This window comes from Francisella sp. LA112445 (genome assembly GCF_012224145.1).
Lineage (GTDB): Bacteria > Pseudomonadota > Gammaproteobacteria > Francisellales > Francisellaceae > Francisella.
The window spans coordinates 258743-281583 of record NZ_CP041030.1; the positions used below are offsets into that span (position 1 = coordinate 258743).

Consider the following 22841-nt stretch of genomic DNA (forward strand, 5'->3'; position numbering starts at 1 on the left):
GTTTTAAATTGTTAATATGATTTTATGCCATCTAAACTTTTTACAAATCAATCAGATAATACTCTAGAGGTTAATAAAGTTGTTTACAAACTCTATGAGCTAACTGATGATGAGATTGCTATTATTGAGAAGGGTGTTGGGTAGAGTTATGCTAAATCTTAAACTTAAAGTTGAATGGAATAACTTGCCAAATATATGTAGACACGACATAGAAATAAAATGTTTAATTTTATTCTTGAGTCAAGAATATAAAATTGTAAATGATAGTAAATATAGTGATTGTAGAGATAATTTATATATCACAGATTATATTAAAAATTTTTTAGAAAAGGCTCTGGTAAATATATCTTTTAAGAATCGAATGAGCTTATGCTCTAATGAACTAGAACTATCTCAAGATATTTCAAAAAAAGAATTAGTCCGTATCCTATTAAAAGAGTTCCAAGATGAAATAGATGCCGAAATTTTATTAATTTATTTTAGTGGTCTATATCGTGCAAACCTTGAGTATAATGAGAAGCTGATAAGCTTTGAATTATGTGATGATACGAATGATAGTTTTATGTTGGCAAAAGGAAACTATGCGAACATGAACATAGATAATCCATTACGATCTTATGAGTTTATATTAAAATCTTCAGAAAGATTGGCAATAATAGAAAAACTATACTTCAAAGGTATAAGTACTCTAAAGATTGAAAACCATTTAGGTAAAAGGGATCATAATATTAATATGGTTTTAAAGGGAGTTCAGTTTGAAAGTCTTGTTTTAAGCGAATCAATGAGTTCAATATCTTGGTTTACAAATATCAGTATTGAGCAGTTTCATAGAAATATTATAGTTAAAAATTCTACGCTACCTAATGTTGATTTTGTAAATAATAGTTATACGCAAGAGCATGGATATATTTTTGAAAATAGTACTTTGAAAGAAATAAAGCTTATAGCTCATTTGAGAAAGATACAGTTTAGAAATACTGAGCTGGAAAAACTAAAGTGTAATGATAGGTTATTTATTTCTTTGCCATACTTTGATGACAAATCATCAATTAAACATTCAGTAGATATAGATAAAGCAACTTTTGATAATCTGCTAAAAGTAAAACAAAGTGGCTCATTAGAGTTTAGTCGTCTAGCAGAGTTTTTCAATCGTAATAATGCTTATATCGAAGCACAACAGTTACATAGACACTATTTGTTGGCAAAAGCTAAAGAGTCTAAAAGTTGTGGCCTAAAGTTTTGGATTTGGTTTTATAACCTGGTAAATGGATGTGGAACTAGTTTATTAAGGCCTTTTTTGTTATTAACTTTAATATTTAGCTTAAACTGTAATATTTATTTCTATTTAGTAAAAATAACAGGAGTAGATGTTTACTACAAAGCTGTAGATAATATATTACCGTTTGCTGCTATTCTTATAAAAAATGATTCTATTTCTAATTTAGGAGTGGTACTTAGCTTAAAAATCATATCCATATTAGCAACATTATTATGGTTTTTAATTGCCTTACAAATTAGAAAATTACTTAAACTGAAAGAATAAATAGCTCAATGAGCGTTGGGTAAAACTCCCCGTCAGTTGGTTGCTGAGCGAAGTCGAATGTACTGACGACTGCCACCCCTTCAAAATTTGAAGGGGAATTTGGTTAAACAGTCATACTACGGCTTGACCGTAGTATCCATAGATAAAGTATAGTTTAGCTATAAAGTTGGATTCGATGGTCAAGCCATGGAATGACAAAAGTGTTTAATACTTATAGTACCTTTATTGTATGTTGAGAACTTTAGATAATAGATTCTACGATGAGTCATAGAATAGCAGAATTTTATTAAACTATAATGTAAACTTATCAGTATCTATATATTCAAATTTATGAGTATTTTCATGAAAATAAATAAGCTGTTAGTCAGTGGCGGTGTCCACGGGAATGAATATACCGGTATTTATATAATTAATCGCTTGAAAAAATATCCATTAAAAGCAAAAACATTTGAAATTATACCTTTATTATCAAATCCTGAAGCTTTTAAATTAAGTAAAAGATATAAGGATCAAGATTTAAATCGATCTTTTTCAACTGAGGATTTAAATAATCCTTCATTGAATACTTATGAAGATCAGAGGGCCCGAGAAATTAATCAAACTTATGGGTTTAAATCAGATTCTCCTGTTGATTTTCTAGTTGATTTTCATACGACAACTACAAATCTTGGTAAAACAATAATTACTGATGGTAGAAGTTCACTAGTTAATAAATTATGTAGATATCTGGTTGAACGAATTGACGGTCTTAGAGTTATTAAGCATCAAAGTATTACTGATGTGGCAATTAATAATATTGCACCGATGTCACTAACTATTGAAATTGGAGCTGTACATACAAGTGTTTATGATACAAAAGCTATTGAAATAACTACCGAAATATTAAATGAAATTATTAAGTTTGTTGAGATGGCAAACTGTGATGATTTACCAGAAATCAAAAGCTGTAAGGCATATGAGCCAGTTAAAGCTATTGGTTTTCCTAGAGATAATGATGGTAATATTAACGCAGTAATTCATGATAATATTAATGGTAATGATTTTAAGCTAATTAATGAGCAAGATCCAGTTTTTGAATTAATGGATGGCAGTGTTCAATTGTTGGATGAGCCAGGAGAATGGTATCCTATTTTTGTGAATGAATCTGCGTATTATGAAAAAGACATTGCTTTTTATCTGACACGAGAAATTGATTTTTAATTTAGATATAAAATTATTAAAATTGAAGGATTAGTTTAGATATTGAAATATACTATTTGAGTTTATATACCTAAAAAAATATCAAGCCTATATTTAACTTCTTCTCGACCTTACTTGTCTATATAATGTTAGTTATCAAGATTTGATATCAATTTATATTAATATTTAGTGAAGGACTTGTTATGGCATCTATAGATATATCTTTGGATATTAAAAAAAGTTTGTTTGATAAAGATATCGATCGTAAAAAAGCTATACTTCTTACGTTTGTGGCATTTTTATTTACCGGTTTTCAATGTGCTATTTATGGTATGTTAACAGTGCCTATTTCACAGCATTTTAATATTGATTCTAATACTATTATATTTTTTGATGGTTTTGGTCTGTGGGGGCAGATTTTAGCAATGGCGACCGGTGGTATTCTTATCAAAAAGATTAAAGGTAAAAATACTTTAATTGTTGCGGCATTATTTATGATTATAGGATCAATTTTCTCAATATTTGCTCCAAATATTTATGTTTATACTGTGATGACCTTTATATGTAATATGGCTGTTGGCTATGTGCTAGTATCATGTAACTATATTGTGATGGGAACTGTTGAGAAACAAGGTGAGTCTGAAGGTAAGCTTAGTCTTTTAAATGTGTTTTTCAGTCTTGGATTTTTATCTAGTGCTTTTATAGTTGGGAATATTATTTTTTATGCTAGTTGGCAAGCAGTATTTGTAGTGGTTATGGTATTGTTTATTATATTTATACTGTTTCTGCTGTCTCTTAGAATTAATGAGAAAATTGAGCAAGCTGTAACTGTCAAAGCAGGAAATGTTCAACAACCAAAGTTTATATTCTTATCTAAACCAATTATTTTAATGGCAATTGCATTGTTCTGTATAGTTTATACAGAGCAGATAATGAACTATTATAACCAACCGCATTTGCATTTTGATTTGGGTTTTAATATGAAAGATGTTGGTCTTTTAGTAGCTATTTACACAGGCTCTCAACTTTTAGGTAGAATCTTTTTTGGTAAATTCTTATTACCTAAAGTAAGAATTGAACGTTATCTTATAGTGTCAGGATTAGTGTTTGCATTTGCTATATTTGTTTTTATATATACAAAATTATTTATTTTAGTTGTAATTTTAATGGCCATACTAGGGCTTAGTGACTCATGTATATATCCATCGGTTTTAGGTTATGCAATGGATAAACTTCCACATGTATCAAGTGGAGCGACATCATTTTTGGTAACAGTCGGTGCAATAGGTATCCCGCTAGGAACATCTTTGTCAGGTATACTTGGTAATTTATTAGGGCGTCAGCCTGCAATGTTAGTAGCGCCTGTTATGCTTTTGGTATTGGTTAGTTTGGTAGTGATTGTACATAATTTAAAAGTAGTCAAATAGAGGAGGATTTTTATGTCTAATATAGATGATATAAAAAAATTTGTTGAAAGCTCAAAATATATATACAAAGATATACAAATCCCAGAAGGTGGTAGTGTCAGCTATATGAATGAAGATCTAAAACCTTTTCTTAAAGATAGGCTTACATCTGCACAAGCAAAAATCATACTAGATAGATATGATAACGCCTTTGATATCGGACTTACTAAAACAGGCTTTCCTAAAGCAGCAGAAAGAGATACAAATGATGATGCTACAAACTACGATGCTGTATGGGTGCGTGATGCAATTTGGGTGTATTATTACTTTAGTGAATTCAAAGAAAATGATGCTAGAACTCTAATTAACAAGCTTTATGAATATTATGACTCTCCGACACAACAGAAGCGTTTTGAAGATATCATAGCAAATCCTGAATTAGCAGCAGATAAAATGGCTGTTCCGCATATTCGTTTTGATAGCACCAGCGAGAGTTATGATGATGTGATGATAAATGGTGAGCCACAAGTATGGAACCATAAACAGATGGATGCTCATGGACTTTTTTTGTTAGCTCTAAATGATGCGTATCAAAAACAGATATTCAATGTTAATGATTCGAAATTATTGTTGTTTTTAGAGCGATTTTTTAGCTTTTTAGAGTCAATAAAATATTACGAATATGCTGATGCAGGTGCTTGGGAAGAAATTGATCGAGTAAATACAAGTAGTATTTCTCTAGTGGCGAATGCTGCTAAGCAATGGAAAAGTACTTTAGACAGTAAAAATTTAAAGTTATCAGTAGATTTACAACAGTTAAGTAATTTAGGTATAAATAAGGTTAAAACTCAGATAGCTAATGGTGGAGAATCACCACTTTATGATGCTAGTGATATTTGTTACCGTGAGAGTGATGCCGCGATGCTACATATTTTTACACCATATTTTAGTGATGATTTAGAGTTTGCTGAGTATCAAAAAAGTTTAGCTTTAGTAGAAAATCTTGTACGTGATTATGGGGTTATACGTTACAAAGGCGATAGTTATCAATCTGGTAATTTTTGGTTTGAAGATGATAGTACAGCAAAAGAAAGCTTAACAGATGATGCCTCAAGTGTAGAAGAGTTTGCAAAAAGAGCTAAAGGAAGGTTTAAAGATTCTGAGGCACAATGGTTTTTTGATAGTATGCTAGCTTTAGCAATGATGAATTTATATGATAAATATTCACAAAAATTTGATAAGGATAAATATTTTAACAAAGTTGCGTGGCATCTAAAAAGAGCTCTAGCACAGATGACAGCTTGTGATTATATAACAGCAGATGGTCAGCCAGTTAATGCAGAGCTATTACCTGAAAGTATAAATGTTATTGTTTTTGATGAGCAAAAGTATTATTTACCATCTCCGATTACGCCACTTAATTGGGCTAAAGCTTCATTAGCAACAGCGCTTAAAAAGTTTAGTAATTATAATATTATATAAAAGACTATGAGTTTGGATATCTAAATATTCTATTTATAATCTTAGTTTTAAGTTAGAAGTATTGCAAATGAAGGATTTAAGACTTAGAGAATAAAAACTTCTCTATATTGATTTTTAATTTATCGATATTTTTTATTGTTGAAGGAGCAACGAAAACAGTATCATCTCCGGCTACTATACCAATTATCCCAAAACTGTTTTTATTATAATCTAACGTTCTTGCTACTAACTGTGCTGCACCTGGTGCTGTATCAATAACAACTACCGCTTCATTGGCACTAACATTAATGACTAAAGATGAAATATTATCAGTCATTATTGGTGGAGCTGGCTCGTTAGGTATTTTATAAACTAGAGTGCTTTTCTCATTTTTTATTTTAATAGCACCTAGTTTTTTTAGCATTCTGTTAACTTTAGATTGGCTAGCACTATAGCCTAAGTGTTCTAAAGTGTCACATATTTCGTTCTGTGAAGAGAATTCTTTGCTAAGAATGAGTTGTCTTAAATCGTTATAAATATCTGACTTGTCCATAATATTTTCCTTAAATAGATAAATTTCTATCTAATGTATTCTTATACTTATCATTATTTCTAAATGGTTTTACTAAAAAACATCAAATTCTAATAATTATTAAAAAAATCAAAAGGTATTATAAACTTTTCAAGCAGATATACATATAGATTTAATAAAAAGATGAATTATTTATTAAGTTTTTCTTTGATAGCTATATAAGCATCACGGAAAGTTAATCCTTGCTGGACAAGTTTATAAACTTCTTCAGTAGCATATAGATCAGAGGTCATCGCTTGGTTTAACTCATTATTATGAATTTTTAGATTTTTTATAGTTGAATCAAATAATAAAACAGTATCTTCTATTAGTTCTATAGCTTGGCAGAAAGGAGCTTTTGTCAGTTGATAGTCGCGGTTATAACCACTAGGAACACTATCAATTATAGAAGTAATCTGTTGTAAATAGCCTTGATATAGTTTTGCATTACCTCTCATAATCTCAAATAAGTCATAATTACGCTTTTGTGGCATAATAGATGAGCCAGTAGTATATGAGTTATCTAAACTAAAGTAATTAAATTCAGACATTGTAAAAAGCATCATATCATTAGCAAACCTTGAGTAAATACTCATAGGATTTGATAGAGTTTGTAAAACTAGCTTTTCAAAATATCCTCGAGAAAAAGCACAATATATAGGATTTTCTTGAGTTCTACTAAAGTTTAGTAGCTCAGTTGTGTAACCTTTATCATGTTTAAAGTTACTAATACCGAATCCAGAAGCTGATCCTAGTGGATTTTGATTGATAATTTTGCTTGTAGTAGATATCAAAAGTAAGGCATCAGCTAATGCATCAGCAAAAGATCCTAGCCATACAGCAACTGTAGTGGGCATGGCCTTTTGCATATGTGTATAGCCAGGCATAGGAGTGTTTATATATTTACTAGCTTTAGTTCGTAAAGTATGGATATTTTCATGTATGGTTTCTTCTAATTGCTGCAGCTTATCTTTCATAAAAAGGCGCAACATTGCTAGAGATTGATCATTTCTGCTTCTACCGGTATGTATTTTTTTACCAACATCACCATAGTTTTTGCAGAGATATTGCTCAATTGCAGTATGTCCATCTTCTTGATCTTGAGTTATTTGAAACTGACCTTTAGCTACAAGCTCTTTTATCTCATTTAGCCCTTTTGTTAGTAGTGAAAGTTCATCTTTGCTAATGATATTCATCTTTAGTAACATTTTGGCATGAGCTAAGCTAGCTTGAATATCATATTTAAGTAATTTTTGATCAAGTATATAGTCTTGACCTACAGTATATTTTTCCACTATAGGTAGGAGTTTATCTGTTTCAGTTTGCCAAAGTTTTTTATTCATATATTTTTATTTCTTATTTTTCATTATTGAATAAGCTGTACGCTGAGCTAAGCTATGTAATTCTATAAATCCAGCTGAAGCATTATGGTTAAATAAATCTCCTCCAGCCTCAAAAGTTGCTAATTCAGGTTTAAGCATTGATAAGTGAGATTCTACAGCTACTACCTCTATATTACCTTTATATAAAGATACAGTCACTTTTCCTGTTACTTTTTTATTTTGCTCTTCGATAAATGCAAGGATGTTATTCATAACGGGATTGTACCATTCAGCAGCATAAGCAAGGTAAGCCCATTTATTATCCATAAATGTTTTTAGCTCATTTTCTTGACGGGTAGAGACAAGTTGCTCCAGCTTTTTGTGTGCAGCTATTATAATGCTAGCACCTGGGTTTTCATAGATACCTCTAACCTTTAGACCGATCAATCTATCTTCAATAAGATTAAACACTCCAACACCATGCTCGCCACCTATTTTATTACATTTCATTATTAGCTTAGCTAAAGGCATTGATTCATCATCTAGTTTTACAGGTATACCTTCGACAAATTCTAGGGTAATGTTTTGTGGCTTATCATGAGCGTTTTCAGGAGTTTTGCACCATTGTAAGATAGCTTCTTTAGGAGCTATTAGGTTGGAGTGTTCTATTTCACCACCTTCTGCAGTATTGCCCCACATATTCTCATCGTAAGAGTAGGGTTTACTTTTCTGTTGCTTAACTGGGATATTATGTTTCTCTGCATATTCTAGCTCTTGTTCTCTTCCCATTCCCCATTCTCTTACTGGAGCGATTGTTTTTATATTCTCATCTAATGTAGTTAGATAGCTTTCAAAACGAACTTGGTCATTACCTTTGCCTGTACAACCATGAGCGACAACTTGGCAGTTATATTTTTTAGCAACCTCAATAGCTATCTCTGAGATAATAACTCTACCTAAAGGTGTAGAAAGAGCATAGCCTCCTTGGTAATCAGCATTTGCTTTGATAGCTTTGCTTATAACTTCATCTGCAAAACGAGTTTTGGCATCATACACTACTGCATCTATAGCTCCTAAATCGATAGCTTTTTGCTTTATTTGTTCTAGATTGTCTGCAACTTGACCAATATCTATAGTTAAGACAACAACTTCAACATCGTATTCTTCTTGAATCCATTTAAGCATTACAGATGTATCTAAGCCACCAGAATAAAGCAAAAGGCAACGTTTGAAGTCTCCTTTCTTTGCTTCATGACTTGCAACTTTTTGATATTTTTCAGACATATGACACCTTTTCTTATTTTGAATTTTTATTCATTTTATCAGAAAATAATGCAATGACAAATATTTAATATAAATATTTATTTAAAGAATAAAGTATCCTATTTATTATAGATTTTGTTTTTTATTTCATGATTTAAAATTTAATTAATTCAAATAATTATTCATAATAGTGCTGATTGATTTGGTTAAGGAGTTTAAAGTAACAAAATATATCTAAGATCAAAGATTAGTTATAACCAATATAAACGGCAAAGATTATCATAATTGAGCTTAGAATCATAAGGTATAGGTAAAATTTGAAGATAAATTTCAACCATAGCCCATAAGGTACTCTTGCTGCACCTAATACAGCCATTAAAGTTGCAGATGTTGGCATTAAACAATGTGTCCATCCATCTCCAAGTTGGAATGCTAAGACTGCTATTTGTCTGCTTATACCAGTTAAATCTGCTAGAGGTGACATAATTGGCATTGTTAAGGCAGCTTGTCCAGATCCAGATGTTACAAAAAAGTTAAATATCGATTGGAAAAAGAACATTCCAAGTGCTGAAATATATTGATTAGTTCCAGATATGCTTGCCGAAGCATAGTGAAGAATTGAGTTTAGCATAGTGTAGTGTTCAGGGTTTGAACCGCCCATTAGATAAATTAAACCATAAGCAAAACTAATAATTAAGCAAACGGGTAGTAGAGCTTTTGCTCCATCTTTAAATGCATCTAGAGTTGTATTTAGAGTCATACCATTTACTCTACCAATTATTGCAAAAAATCCTGTTACAAGACCTAAGATAGTAAATAGTGTAGCAATTTCTGGTAAATAATAGCCAAATTTAACAACACCATAGACTAACCAAACTATAGTTATTACTAAGCTTGCTAGTATTAACCAAGAATAAATACACATTTTTTGTGTTAGCTCTAAGGAGTGCTCATCAGAGTTTCTATATAAGTTATCATGTTCATACATTGGAGATAACTTTGGATTTTTCTGTATTCTTAAAGCATGGATAATCGCGAAAATAGTTATTGATGATGTAAATATTAGCCACATGATTATTCTAAATATACTTCCAGATAATATTGGAACTTGTGCTATACCTTGGGCGATACTTACAGAAAATGGGTTCATCCAAGATGTTGCAAACCCTATTTGAGTGGCTAAATATATTACAACGACACATGTAAGAGCATCAAATCCTATGAGTACAAAAATAGGAACTAGTAGCATTATGAAAGGTATAGTTTCTTCTCCCATACCAAATACTGCTCCACCTAATGAGAAGATAAAACATAAAGCTGGCAGTAGAACGATTTTATTATTTTGAAATTTGTTTACTACACGTAGTATTGATTGATCAATCACCTTTGTTCTAAGTAATATACCAAATGAGCCTCCGATTATGAGTAAGAAGGCAATTATAGCAACAGCACCTCCATCTTTAGATCCTGATGTCATACCATCATAGATAAAGCTTGTAAAACCTCTATTTTCAGAACTATCTTTTGCAAAGATCTTTACAGGGTTAGCCTCAGGAGCGCCTTGAGAATTTAGTTTGAATTTGAAACTATCTGCAATAAGTACACTTCTTGAATGTGTTTGTCCATCAGAAGTATATTGCACATTTTTTACATCAAATTTGCCTACTGGAATAAAATAACTAGCTATAGCTACAAGTATTGCGATACAAAATAAAATTACTAACGTATCAGGCATTTGAATTTTTTTGATATTTTTCATGCGTAAAACAAATTATTAACTTTCTATTTAGATTATCAGTATTTATAAATAAATTGGATATTAATTGGCAATTAATTTATTGAAATTTTGCATCAAAATTAATATAAAAAAAATATGAGGATATGTTTTTTGATAGTTTTTTGTTATTTGTTGGGAAGATTGAAAACTATAATGTCAATATATTTTCATAAGAGAATTATCTTTATTAAAACAACATTAAATATAGGTAAGAAGCCTAAAATTAATTAACGTATATTTTACGGAGTACTTTAAGGCAAGCTTTATGGTTTATTAAAAATATATCACTTTTTCACTGCTTTTTATTCTTATTTTTGTTTATGCAATACTGAAGATGCAGGGATTAAACCTGAGTCATTTGAATAATATAGGTAAGGAGCATATCAATGAAACTTAAAAAAATAGCATTATTAACTGGACTAGCTTTATTTGCTGGTTCTGAAGCATATTCACATGCATATGTTGATACACCAAAAGGGCGTCCTGCTCTTTGTAGAGATAAGGTGAATGATGGGTGTGATGTTAGGTCATTATATGAACCTCAATCATTTGAGGTAGGAGATGGTAATTTTGAATCCGGTTCTATGGGTAATGAAGTTGGTAGTGGAGGTCTTGGTCCAGATTTAGCAGAACAGACAGCAAGTAGATGGGCAAAAACAGTTGTTAGGTCTGGCCCTACAACTTTTAGATGGCATTTTGCTGCAGCACATTGGACAACCTCTCCAGCATCATTTAAATTTTGGATAACAAAACCAGATTGGGATCCAAATAAGTCTTTAACTAGAGAGGATTTTGAATCTCAACCATTAAATTGTTACAATCCTATTCCTAATTTTGCAAATAGTTTTCCTAATGATGGTAGAGACAAATTTACAATTACTTGTGACTTACCACAAAGAACAGGCTATCAAGTTATAGCAGCTGAATGGGATGTTGGTGATACCTCTATGAGTTTCTTCAATGTTATAGATGTTGATTTTACTGATGATTATCCTGTTGGTACTGTAATACAACCTGGCGATGATTCTAATGGTGGTATACCAGCATGGCGTGCTGATAAAAGTTATAGTGGTGGAGATGAGGTTCATTATAATGGTGGAGTTTATAGGGCTAGATGGTGGAGTCAAGGAACACCTCCTGATATGGCTAGTTCATGGGAGCGTGTAAGAGATCACGACGGTGGTACACCGACACCTACACCTACACCGACACCGACACCTACACCTACTCCGACACCGACACCGACACCTACACCAAATGATAGGTTCCCAATTAATATGAACACTTTTACAATTAGTGAAGAAGGAGTTCGTACTGGAGATAGAGTGGTATTAGAAACATCTAAAGATGGAGTATTGACGAGTTATGATCTTGTAACAGTTTCTAATGGCATGACTAGAAGTGATCTAATCAGACAGATGACTACAAAGATCAATGAAATTAGTACTCAAGAACTTGGCGGAGCTATTATGGCAGGTGTTAAAGATGCTAATGGTAATGTTGTACCTAATAATGAGATGGTAAGTATTTATCAAGTAGCATCTAAACCATATGCTGACGTTAGCTTCCAATATATCCAAGGAAATAATCATGTTCAAAATCAACTTCATTTGATGGATTTCAAAGATCAATATGATCTGAATTCAAATGGATCAGTTAATATAACAGCGAAGATCATGTCTCATGGTTCTGATAAGGCAAATGTTCATGTAGTGTTACAAGATAGTAGTGGTAAGGCAGTTTATCAAAACTACGATATTCAAATATCACCTATGGATACATATAACTTATCATTAACGGCTAATAATCTAAAACCTGGAGATTATGATCTTATCATCTCTAGTCTTATAGATGGTGCTGATATTTGGCAGAAGGATATGAAGATTAAGCTTATTGATCCAAATGCAGGTAATAGTGGTGGTGATGGTACGGCTAATTTAGATAATGTAGCTGTTAAGTTGGTATCAAATACTCCTTACTATGTTGTAGGACCTAATGATTCTCTAAGACCTGCATACCGTCATAAAGTATTACCGCCATTGGGTATGCATCCTGGCAAGCAGGTAACTATCTTACCTTGGAGTAAAGCTACATCATCACATGGTAATAATAAATCAGACTATGTTAAGTGTCCTCTCCCTAGTAGTGATGCAAAAGCTGTGATTTATAAAGTTAGTGGTGATATGTATAATTTAACTTGTAAAATTAAGGAAGTTAAAAAATAGTAATTCTTTATAGTTCTAGAGTTTGATCTACTATTTCTATCATGTTTATTGTTTAATATTTTCCCATATAAAAAATATATAGGGAGAATATCATCGATATTTTTTTCTTATATGTTCGTAAATAAAAGTTTTTGAAATCAAGTTTTTTTTGCAAAAAAAATGAGTATTAAGCATAGATTAACTTTACCTTGAAAAAGTTTTTTTATGATTCTTTAACATTTATTAAGAATTAGAAAAATGTCTTCTCAAGTTATCCAAAATAGTCATGTTTTGGCATATTTTTATTTATAGAATTATTAGTGTAGCATGAGAGTGTGGGTGTTTGAAATTAGAGTTCTTGGGATAAATTATAGATAAGGAGCTTATCATGAGACTAAAAAAAATAACAATCTTAATGGGGTTAGCTTTATTAGCTACTTCACAAGCTTATTCACATGCGTATGTTGAAACACCTAAAGGGCGTCCTCTTTTATGTAATGAGCGTGTAAATCAAGGCTGTGGTAATATCTCTCTTTATGAGCCTCAGTCATTTGAGGTGGTAGATGGTAGTTTTGAGAATGGTTCTATGGGGGATCAGGTTGGTGGTGCTGGACTTAGCGCGGCTCTTTCTGAGCAGACGACAAGTAGGTGGGCTAAAACAGTTGTCAGATCTGGGCCGACAACAATTAGGTGGCATTTTGCAGCATCACATTGGACAGTTTCTCCAGCATCATTCAGAGTTTGGATAACAAAACCTGATTGGAATCCAAATATGCCATTAAGCAGAAGCGATTTTGAGGCTCAACCATTGAATTGTTATAACCCTACTCCTAACTTCACAAATTCACATCCAGCGGATGAAAATGATAAATTCACAATGACTTGTGATCTGCCTCAAAGGACTGGATATCAAGTTCTTGCGGCTGAATGGAATGTTGGAGATACTGCTGCTAGTTTCCTTAACGTTATAGATGTTGATTTTACAAATGATCATCCAGTTGGGACAATTTTATTACCAAGTGGTGAGACGGATAACGGAGGAAGTACAGATAACGGAGGAAGTACAGATAACGGAGGAAGTACAGATAACGGAGGAAGTACAGATAATGGAGGAAGTACAGATAATGGAGGAAGTACAGATAATGGAGGAAGCACTAGCGGGCTTCAAGAATATGATCCAAGTAAAAGCTATCCAGATCGAGGTACAGAAGTTATTTATGAAGGTAAAGTTTATGCTAGTAAATGGTGGGTAAATCCAGGCCAGGTCCCAGGAGCTACTCAATGGGGACCTTGGGAATATATTAGAGACCATGAGCAAACAAACCCATCTGATAGATTCCCTATTGAAATGAACACTTTCACAATTAATGAAGACAATGTTCGTGAAGGAGATAGAGTGATTTTACAAGCTTCTAAAGATGGTGTGCTGAAAGAATACGATCTTGTAACAGTTTCTCGAGGTATGTCTGCAAATGATTTGATCAAAGAGATAACAGCAAAGATTAACCAAATTAGTACGCAAGAGCTTAATGGTAGTATTATCGCGGGAGTTAAAGATAGCAATGGTAACGTTGTACCAAATGATGAGCTTGTTAGTATTTATCAAGTTGCAACGAAACCATATAGTGATATTAGCTTTAAGTATTACCAAGGATCACATCACCTTAAGAATGAACTTCATTTGATGGGCTTTGAAGATCAATATGATCTAAGCTCAAATGGCTCAGTAAATATAACAGCGAAGATTATGTCACATGCTTCTGATAAAACAAATGTATTTGTAACATTGCAAGATAGTAGTGGCAAAGCAGTGTATGATAAGAGAGATATACAAATAGATCCGATGCAAACGTATGATTTATCATTAACTGCTCATAATCTGAAACCAGGTCAGTATGATCTTATTATTGGTAGTGTTCTTCAAGGAGCACCAACTTGGCAGAAAGATATGAAGATTCAGCTGGGAGGAGCTTCTACTGATATTAGCGAATATGATACAAGTACTAAATATAAAGCTGGAGATAAAGTTAAAGTCGGTGGCTCAATATATGAATGTAAAGGCTGGCCTTATACAGATTGGTGTTCAGTACCAGCATACAGACCAGATGGTATATATGGTGATCAAGCTTGGACTAAGTTATAAAAATAAGTATCAAATCTAGCCCTAATAATATCTTCTAAATTTCTATTTAATGCAATATCAGAAAATTATAGCCATTCTTTTACAGTGTTACATACTTTTAGAACTGTTAATTTAATCGTTTAATAAAGTTAGTGTATCTATTAATCCAAAAATAAATACAAAACAGAACTCACGATTTACTAGACAGTCTTTTATGGTGTTTACTATTATAATGTATTAATGAAGATAACTAACGATAATTTTGGCAACTAGAACTAGTTGTTGTTTATTTGAGCACTTTAGCTTTTTGCATAGTGTGGTTATCGTTGTTTCTATTGAACGACTAGATTTATTTAGTTGAAGAGCAATCTCTTTAGAGGTATTTCCTGTAGCTATTAGTTTTAGATATGATAAGTTTAGAGGAGTTAGATTATAGGTTTTTAGAATTTCAGTCTCCACTTCTCCTAAATAATCTTTATAGAAAATAGCATTATGTTCTTTTACCTCAAAGGTTTTCTCTAAAAATATTGATTGATACATTAAAGAAATAACAGAATCAAATCTTTTTCTAAGGGTAATTTTTGACTTAGTATCTAAACTATTATAAAAGTCTCTATCAATTTCAAATGAGAAGTAATCATAGATGTTCTGAAAATGTTTACAATGATATATTGATAATAAGTGTTTATTTTCTATTGCATAAGTATTATTAGGATTTAAAGCATAATAGTCTATTACTCCTTCAAAATCAGAAGTGTATGAGACAGCTATTTTGTCATATTGCCATAAGCCACTATGACAATAATTCAATAAGGTTTTGACGTTAATGTTGCTTGTGGCTACCTGAAACTTATTTTCACCTATGACTCTAATCCATGATAAGTTTGTGACTTGATCTAACTTTAGCAAAGATAAGAAGTCTAAAAGTTTTTCTTTATAAGTTATAGAATCACTAATAATTAGTTTCACATCATCATTAGTAAGTTTATATAAAGAATCAAATGTTATCTCACATAACTTCTTTTTAAAATTCATTTAACCAGTCTTAACTAAGCTAGTATATTGATGATAACTTTTTTTACTTAAAATATAAATATTTTAAGAAATTCTGTAAGACCAAGTAACATTTAAAATGATCACTCTTAATTAATTCTACAAGTTCTTTAAGTTATCTATATTTGTAATGTTAAGCTTTATTTTTAAATTAATTATTGGAATGGCTATTATTGATTGGTGGTGTATATTAATTGTGATTTATAGCAAGTTTAATTTATTCTTTAAATATTCAAAGTTAAGTTTAGTATTTTTATGAAAGTAAAAAAAGACAGTAATTTAAATACCCTAGAAGCGATAATTGAAACAAAAAATCAACATGGTTCAGCATTTCCTTTAACCCAATATATAAAAGATTTTATAAACTGTGTTAAAAGTAAACCTGGTCGTATACTTGAGATAGGTCCTGGTTTTGGTGCGGTTGTAATAGAGTGTTTAAAAGCTGGGTCTGAAGTTGTTGCTATGGAAATGGATAGTAATCACTTAGCTGAGATTGAAAGACAAGCAAAACTTCATGCTCCTGAGAGCAAGCTAACACTTTTACAAGGAAGTTTTCCTCAGGATAAGAATAAGATTAATGGTAAGTTTGATTATATTTTTTGTTCACGGGTGCTACACTTTATGCCACCGAATTTGTTAAATGAAGCTATAGCAAAAATATTTGATTTGTTAGATGATAATGGACGTGTTTTTACTTTAAATTTTACACCGTATCATAATTTTACCCATAAGTTTATTCCAGTTTATGAAGAGAATATAAAAAAAGGTATAGAGTATCCGGGTTTTACAGAAGATTGTTCACCTTATGTACAAGAGCAAGGAAAATTACCTCCATCTATTCACCTGATGGATGAAACTGTTATGCATAAGGTACTTACCAAGCATAATTTAGTAATAGAACAATCATATTATGAACCTTTCCCAAAAGAGTTTGATCCTAAAAGGTTATGGAGTTATGAAGGTAAAGAACAAATTTGTGTTACTGCGCAAAAGAGAGTTTAGTTTCATGAATTTTCTTTAGCTAATAATAAATCTAATAATTAAGCTATTTTCAAATAGCAACGCTTTAGGAAAAATGTTATTATTATGTTCCATGATTTTTTATATTTTCATGTGTTCTGATGAATTCAAATACTAAGATTATTTTTGTTACAGGTGGGGTTGTATCTTCACTTGGTAAAGGTGTTACAGCAGCTTCTTTAGCGACTCTTTTGGAGAGTCGTGGCTTAAATGTAACTATGATGAAACTTGATCCATACATTAATGTTGATCCAGGTACAATGAGTCCTCTTCAGCATGGCGAGGTTTTTGTTACAGAAGATGGTGCAGAAACGGATCTAGATCTTGGCCACTATGAGCGTTTTATTCGTAATAAAATGACTCAAGCAAATAACTTTACAACTGGTAAGGTTTATCAAAGTGTTTTAAAAAGAGAGCGTAAGGGTGATTATCTTGGCGCAACTATTCAGGTTATTCCTCATATTACAGATGAGATAAAAAGACGTATTTGTATGGGAATTGCTGATGATGTTGATGTAGCTATCGTTGAGATTGGTGGTACTGTGGGTGATATTGAATCACAGCCATTTTTAGAGGCAATTAGACAGCTAAGAATTGAGCTTGGTAGAAATAGAACTTTGTTTGTCCATTTGACACTTCTACCATATATAAGAGTAGCTGGAGAGTTAAAAACAAAGCCAACACAGCATTCTGTTAAAGAGCTAAGAGGGATTGGTATACAAGCGGATGTTTTAGTTTGTAGATGCGAACAGAGATTTGATGAGAATGAAAAGCGTAAAATAGCTCTTTTTACAAACGTTGATCAAGATTGTATTTTTACAGCTGAGGATGTTGAAACTATCTATGAAGTACCTCTTAAATATAATCAGCAAAAGTTTGATGCTAAATTAGTAGAACTTTTAAATTTAAACACTAATGATGCAGATCTATCAGAGTGGCAAAATGTTGTAGATACTATTAAGAATGTTAAAGGCCAAGTTACAATTGCTATGGTTGGTAAATATGTATCCTTAACTGAAGCATATAAATCCCTAAATGAAGCACTATATAACGCAGGTTATAAAAAAGGTGTGAAAGTAAAAATTAAGTTTGTGGATTCTGAAAATATCACAGATGAGAATGTTTCATCATATTTTGATGATGTTGATGCGATCTTAGTACCAGGTGGGTTTGGAAGTAGAGGTGCTGAAGGTAAAATAACTTCGATAAAATATGCTAGAGAAAATAATGTTCCATTCTTAGGTATTTGTCTAGGTATGCAGTTAGCTGTAGTTGAGTATGCAAGAAATATACTTGGACTAAAAGATGCTCATTCAAGTGAGTTAGATCCTACTACGCAAAATCCTGTCATAGGATTAATAACGGAATGGCAAGCAGAAGATGGAACGATTCATCAAAGAACACATAACTCAGATCTAGGTGGTACAATGCGTTTAGGCGGTTATAAGTGTGTCTTAAAAGAAGGTTCTCGTGCTAGAGAAATATATGAGTCTGATGAGGTCGTTGAAAGACATCGTCATAGATATGAAGTAAATAATAATTATGTTGAAAAACTTGAGCAAGCTGGACTGATTTTCTCAGGTAGATCTGAAGATAACAACTTAATGGAGCTTGTAGAGATACCAGGACATAAGTGGTTTATAGCATGTCAAGCTCATCCAGAATTTACTTCAACACCTAGATATGGTCATAAATTGTTTGAATCATATATACAGGCAGCTATCGAAAATTCTAATAATTAACGCCTAGTTTTGATATTTCATGAATAAAAGTGCTATAATTTGAATTAATAAAATATTGGAGAATACTAAATGAGTAAACAAAAAACTTTATCTATAATTAAACCTGATGCTGTTGCAAAGAATGTAATAGGGGAAATCTATAGCCGTTTTGAAAAAGCAGGCCTAAAAATAGTAGCATCTAAAATGAAGCAATTATCTAGAGCAGAAGCAGAAGGTTTCTATGCTGTGCATAAAGATAGACCTTTCTTTAGCGCGTTGGTAGAGTTTATGATTTCAGGTCCAGTAATGATTCAAGTTTTAGAAGGTGAAAATGCAATAGCTAAAAACCGTGAGCTAATGGGAGCTACTAACCCTAAAGAAGCTGATGCTGGTACAATTAGAGCTGATTTTGCAGATAGCATTGATGCTAATGCTGTTCATGGTTCTGATGCTGAAGATACAGCAGCTCAAGAAATTAGATATTTCTTTAGTGATATAGAAATTTTTAGCTAAGAGATTGCATCTAGTCTTAATTTTTTGGAGGAGATAAGAGAATGAGTTGGTTAACAAGAGTAATAAGCAGAAGTTTAGGTACAAACGCACAGAAAAAAGATATGCCTTCAGGTATATGGAGTCAGTGTCCTAACTGTCAAGTAACCTTATATTCAGAAGAGTTACACAATAATAAGTCAGTTTGTCCACACTGTAATTATCACTATAGAATATCAGCGAGACATAGGTTAAATATTTTCTTTGATAGAGATAGTACAACTGAGCATTTTGCTAATATAGCTCCAGTTGATATGCTTAAGTTTAAAGATACTAAAACTTATAAAGACAGACTTTCTCAAGCCCAAAAGAAAACAGAAGAGCAAGATGCTTTAGTTGTCATGGATGGAACCGTAAAAGGTTTTCCGGTAGTAGCTGCTGCTTTTAACTTCATGTTTTTAGGTGGTTCTATGGGTTCTGTTGTTGGTGAGAAGTTTGCTAGAGGTGTTAAGCTTGCTATGGAGAAAAAAGTTCCGTTTATCTGTTTTACAGCGAGTGGTGGAGCTAGAATGCAAGAGTCTTTATTCTCACTTATGCAAATGTCAAAAACAAGTGCAGCATTACAAAAGTTAGCAGAAGCTAAGTTACCATACTTAGTTGTTCTAACAGATCCTACTACAGGTGGAGTTTCGGCTTCTTTAGCAATGCTAGGAGATGTTCATCTTGCGGAACCAAAAGCGTTGATTGGCTTTGCAGGACCTCGAGTTATTGAGCAAACTGTTAGAGAAAAATTACCTGAAGGATTCCAAAGAAGTGAGTTCTTAGTAGAAAAAGGTATGGTTGATATGATTGTTGATCGTAGAAACTTAAGAAGTGAAGTTTCTAGATTGATAGATAAATTAATGCCAAATCTTACAAAAATAAACCATTCCCAAGCCTTAGAACATAAAGCGCAAGAACAAGCTTAATTTATCAAAAAATGAGTGTCGAAGTAAAAATAGCTAAAATTATGGCTAATAACGATGCTCTAGTCTGTAGCTCTCGAGATTTATTATTTATACTAGATAGATTTAACTTTAAGAAAAAATTTAAGATTATAACTATTGCTGGTACTAATGGTAAGGGTACTACAGTAGCAATGCTAGAAGAGTTATTAACCACTAATAATAAATCAGTTTTAAGTCATACATCTCCTCATGTGTTTAAATTTAATGAGAGAATTTCCCTAAATAAAGAACCTATCTGTGATAGTGCTTTACTAGAATTGTTAGAACGACTAGAAGAGATAACATTTGATTACAAGTTATCATATTATCAGATAGCATTTTTATGTGCGTGTATGTACTCTCAGAAAGTTAAACTAGATTATTTAATTCTAGAGGTTGGTATTGGTGGGCGTCTTGATGCTGCTAATATTATGGATCCTGATATAACAGCGATAACAAATATTGATTTTGATCATTGCGAGATTTTAGGAGATACTTTAGATAAAATAGGTCTTGAAAAGGCTGCAATATCAAGGAAAGATATACCACTATTTTTAGGTTCAAAAATGCCAAACAGTGTCTATGAGTATGCTGAATCAGCTAAAGCAATAATATATGAAGATAACTATGAGTATAGTTCTAAAGAGTGTTTCACTCATAGTTATAATATCGCTATGGGTATAGCTCAATATCTTTTTAATAGAATGCAAATTAGCTATATTCCTAAGCTAGATGATATAAGAGCAAATGCAAGATTTAAGCTAATTAAAGATGATAGCGAGAATAAAAGTTATGTTATTGTTGATGTTGCTCATAATCCGGCTTCGGTAAATCATTTGTTTAAACTGTTAGAGGCTAAATTTGATTCTACAAAAATTAGATATGAGGCTATATTTGGCATTTTAGCAAGTAAAGATATTTCTGAGATTTTATCTATTGCTAAAAAATATGTATATAAGTGGGAAGTTGTTGATCTTAAATACTTAGATCCACGAGCTTTGGATATAGAAATAGTCAAACAAAAATTTGCACGGCAAGATATTATTAAAGTTGACTATAATAAGGATTTAAGCAGTATTTACTTGGCAAAGAAAAATACCGTAACTGTAGTTTTTGGATCATTTGTTTTAGCTGGAGAGTTTATAAAAGAATATGAAAAGCAAAATAGTTAATAATGAAGAGCAAATGTTTGAGCTAGCTAAAGAATATGCTAAAAAGTTAGTGCCTGGAACTATAGTGTTTTTACATGGTGATCTTGGAGCAGGTAAGACAACCTTTGTCAAAGGAGTTATAAAGTCCTTGGGATATCAGGGTAATGTTAAAAGTCCAACATATACTTTAGTAGAAGACTATCAGTTTGATGGCTTTAGTATTTATCATTTTGACTTATATAGATTAGCCGATCCAGAGGAGTTAGAGTGGATTGGTGTTAGAGATTATTTTAATGAAAATAGCATATGTTTTATCGAATGGCCTGAAAAAGCAAAGGGTTTTTTACCTGAAAAAGCCTCTAAAATCCTTATAAAATATATACCTGAGGGTAGGGTTGTAGAGTTTTGCTAGATAATCTGCGTAAAAAATGTGTTAAAAAAATAATATATTGATATTATATTATTTTATAGTTTATGCGAAAACTCTATTTCAGATTACGGGAGAAAAAATGAAGGCCAAGTTGATAGTTGCTTTTTTATCTGTACTATTTTTTAGCTCATCTTATGCAACTTTAGAGCAGTGCTATAAAAATGGTGCCGATAAGGACTATGAAAAAGTTTTAAAATCATGCCAGCCTTATAATAAAACTGATGCTAGAGCTACAGGGTTATTAGCAGAAGCTTATATTCAGCTTGATGAAAATGATAAAGATGCTTTAAGTGATGCATTATGGGCGATAGATTTTTATAAGAAAAATGGTATTCCTGCACATGATAAGAAGTCATATTCTTACTTATTATATTTAGTTGGGGAGTTATATTATTTTGGTTCTAATGATATCAAGATTAACCAACAAAAAGGTCTTGAGTATATTATTGGGGCTGCTAAATTAGGCTATGCAATTGCACAGAACCAGTTAGGTAACTTCTATGTAAGAGCTGGTAGTATTCCAGCGCCAAACTTTGCAAAAGCATATAAATGGTATAAGTTAGCTATTGCAAATGGAAGTTTAGAAGCTCGTAGTTCGTTCTTAATTAATAATGAGCAAAGCTTTATTGACAAGTATCCTTACTGTATATCTCAGGGTAAAACATTTATCGGAGATGCTTTCTTTGTTGGTGAAGGTGATTTACCTAAAAACGTTGATGAAGCTCTTAAGTGGTATAAGATGGCTTATAAGATAGACCATATTTCACCAGTTGAAGTAGGTTTAGCAAAAGCATATATAGTAAAAGGCGATAAGAAATCAGCGAAGAAATATGCACAAGAAGCAATTGAACAACCATATGCTCCAGCATTCGTTATAGCAGCAGAACTATCAGATAATAATGTTGATAAATATGCTTACTTAACCCAAGCTATATCATTATATAAGACACCGGCTCTTAACTTCTGGAATCAGTTTAATGCATACTGTCGTCCTGATCTATCTGATAAAGGACTAAATGCTGCACAGGCTGAATTAGCTAAGATTAAACTATCCCAAGAAGAGTTAGCGCAAGCAAATAAGAAAATAAAAAGTTTCCAAAACAGCTGGCAGAAAGCTCCAACTGAGAACTCATAAAGATATAT

The 22841-nt window shown here is 32.0% G+C and carries 18 protein-coding genes; 13 read left to right on the top strand and 5 right to left on the bottom strand.

Annotated elements, in window-relative coordinates:
- The first annotated feature begins 148 nt into the window (after nt 1-148).
- The 4 genes from FIP56_RS01335 (at nt 149) to FIP56_RS01350 (ending at nt 5610) form a co-directional block, all read left to right on the top strand.
- The gene (locus tag FIP56_RS01335) at nt 149-1543 is read left to right on the top strand and encodes a hypothetical protein (RefSeq protein WP_192577195.1); all 1395 of its coding nucleotides are present in this window, start codon (nt 149-151) and stop codon (nt 1541-1543) included.
- Nucleotides 1544-1873: 330 nt separating this feature from the next.
- The gene (locus FIP56_RS01340; RefSeq protein WP_245323080.1) at nt 1874-2743 is read left to right on the top strand and encodes an aspartoacylase; all 870 of its coding nucleotides are present in this window, start codon (nt 1874-1876) and stop codon (nt 2741-2743) included.
- Nucleotides 2744-2925: 182 nt separating this feature from the next.
- Complete coding sequence (locus FIP56_RS01345; RefSeq protein WP_192577196.1) at nt 2926-4149, top strand: MFS transporter; 1224 nt, start codon at nt 2926-2928, stop codon at nt 4147-4149.
- 12 nt (nt 4150-4161) lie between these two features.
- Entirely contained in the window at nt 4162-5610 is a 1449-nt protein-coding gene (locus FIP56_RS01350; protein WP_192577197.1) for a hypothetical protein, read from the top strand.
- Nucleotides 5611-5686: 76 nt separating this feature from the next.
- On the opposite strand, the gene FIP56_RS01355 is transcribed toward FIP56_RS01350, so the two are convergent.
- The 4 genes from FIP56_RS01355 to yfcC form a co-directional block, all read right to left on the bottom strand.
- Complete coding sequence (locus tag FIP56_RS01355) at nt 5687-6142, bottom strand: ArgR family transcriptional regulator (RefSeq protein ID WP_192577198.1); 456 nt, start codon at nt 6140-6142, stop codon at nt 5687-5689.
- A gap of 167 nt (nt 6143-6309) precedes the next feature.
- Nucleotides 6310-7503: an argininosuccinate lyase gene (argH, locus tag FIP56_RS01360; protein WP_192577199.1), complete on the bottom strand. Its 1194-nt coding sequence runs from the start codon at nt 7501-7503 to the stop codon at nt 6310-6312.
- A gap of 6 nt (nt 7504-7509) precedes the next feature.
- Nucleotides 7510-8766: an argininosuccinate synthase gene (locus FIP56_RS01365; protein WP_192577200.1), complete on the bottom strand. Its 1257-nt coding sequence runs from the start codon at nt 8764-8766 to the stop codon at nt 7510-7512.
- Between the two features lie 226 nt (nt 8767-8992).
- Complete coding sequence (yfcC, locus tag FIP56_RS01370; RefSeq protein ID WP_192577201.1) at nt 8993-10504, bottom strand: putative basic amino acid antiporter YfcC; 1512 nt, start codon at nt 10502-10504, stop codon at nt 8993-8995.
- A gap of 404 nt (nt 10505-10908) precedes the next feature.
- Between yfcC and FIP56_RS01375 the strand changes: the two genes are divergently transcribed.
- Nucleotides 10909-12747, top strand: coding sequence for a lytic polysaccharide monooxygenase (locus tag FIP56_RS01375; RefSeq protein WP_192577202.1), 1839 nt, complete (start codon nt 10909-10911; stop codon nt 12745-12747).
- A 367-nt stretch (nt 12748-13114) separates the two neighbouring features.
- Nucleotides 13115-14869: a lytic polysaccharide monooxygenase gene (locus tag FIP56_RS01380; RefSeq protein WP_192577203.1), complete on the top strand. Its 1755-nt coding sequence runs from the start codon at nt 13115-13117 to the stop codon at nt 14867-14869.
- A 216-nt stretch (nt 14870-15085) separates the two neighbouring features.
- Here FIP56_RS01380 and FIP56_RS01385 read toward each other — a convergent pair whose 3' ends face one another.
- A complete protein-coding gene (locus tag FIP56_RS01385; protein WP_192577204.1) occupies nt 15086-15883 on the bottom strand; it encodes a helix-turn-helix transcriptional regulator in 798 nt (265 codons plus the stop codon).
- Between the two features lie 273 nt (nt 15884-16156).
- Here FIP56_RS01385 and FIP56_RS01390 point away from each other — a divergent pair, with 273 nt between their 5' ends.
- The 7 genes from FIP56_RS01390 (at nt 16157) to FIP56_RS01420 (ending at nt 22833) form a co-directional block, all read left to right on the top strand.
- Nucleotides 16157-16903 (top strand): class I SAM-dependent methyltransferase, encoded by a 747-nt coding sequence (locus FIP56_RS01390; RefSeq protein ID WP_192577205.1) that lies wholly within the window; start codon nt 16157-16159, stop codon nt 16901-16903.
- Nucleotides 16904-17022: 119 nt separating this feature from the next.
- Nucleotides 17023-18663 carry a CTP synthase gene (locus FIP56_RS01395; RefSeq protein ID WP_192577206.1) on the top strand — a complete coding sequence of 547 codons (1641 nt, stop codon included), beginning with the start codon at nt 17023-17025 and terminating at the stop codon, nt 18661-18663.
- Between the two features lie 69 nt (nt 18664-18732).
- Entirely contained in the window at nt 18733-19155 is a 423-nt protein-coding gene (ndk, locus tag FIP56_RS01400) for a nucleoside-diphosphate kinase (protein WP_192577207.1), read from the top strand.
- 41 nt (nt 19156-19196) lie between these two features.
- Nucleotides 19197-20099: an acetyl-CoA carboxylase, carboxyltransferase subunit beta gene (accD, locus tag FIP56_RS01405; RefSeq protein WP_192577208.1), complete on the top strand. Its 903-nt coding sequence runs from the start codon at nt 19197-19199 to the stop codon at nt 20097-20099.
- A gap of 11 nt (nt 20100-20110) precedes the next feature.
- Entirely contained in the window at nt 20111-21289 is a 1179-nt protein-coding gene (locus tag FIP56_RS01410) for a Mur ligase family protein (protein ID WP_192577209.1), read from the top strand.
- Nucleotides 21270-21680 (top strand): tRNA (adenosine(37)-N6)-threonylcarbamoyltransferase complex ATPase subunit type 1 TsaE, encoded by a 411-nt coding sequence (gene tsaE, locus FIP56_RS01415; protein ID WP_192577210.1) that lies wholly within the window; start codon nt 21270-21272, stop codon nt 21678-21680. The genes FIP56_RS01410 and tsaE overlap by 20 nt, the downstream gene beginning before the upstream one ends.
- A gap of 97 nt (nt 21681-21777) precedes the next feature.
- Nucleotides 21778-22833: an SEL1-like repeat protein gene (locus FIP56_RS01420; RefSeq protein ID WP_192577211.1), complete on the top strand. Its 1056-nt coding sequence runs from the start codon at nt 21778-21780 to the stop codon at nt 22831-22833.
- The last annotated feature ends 8 nt before the right edge of the window (nt 22834-22841 follow it).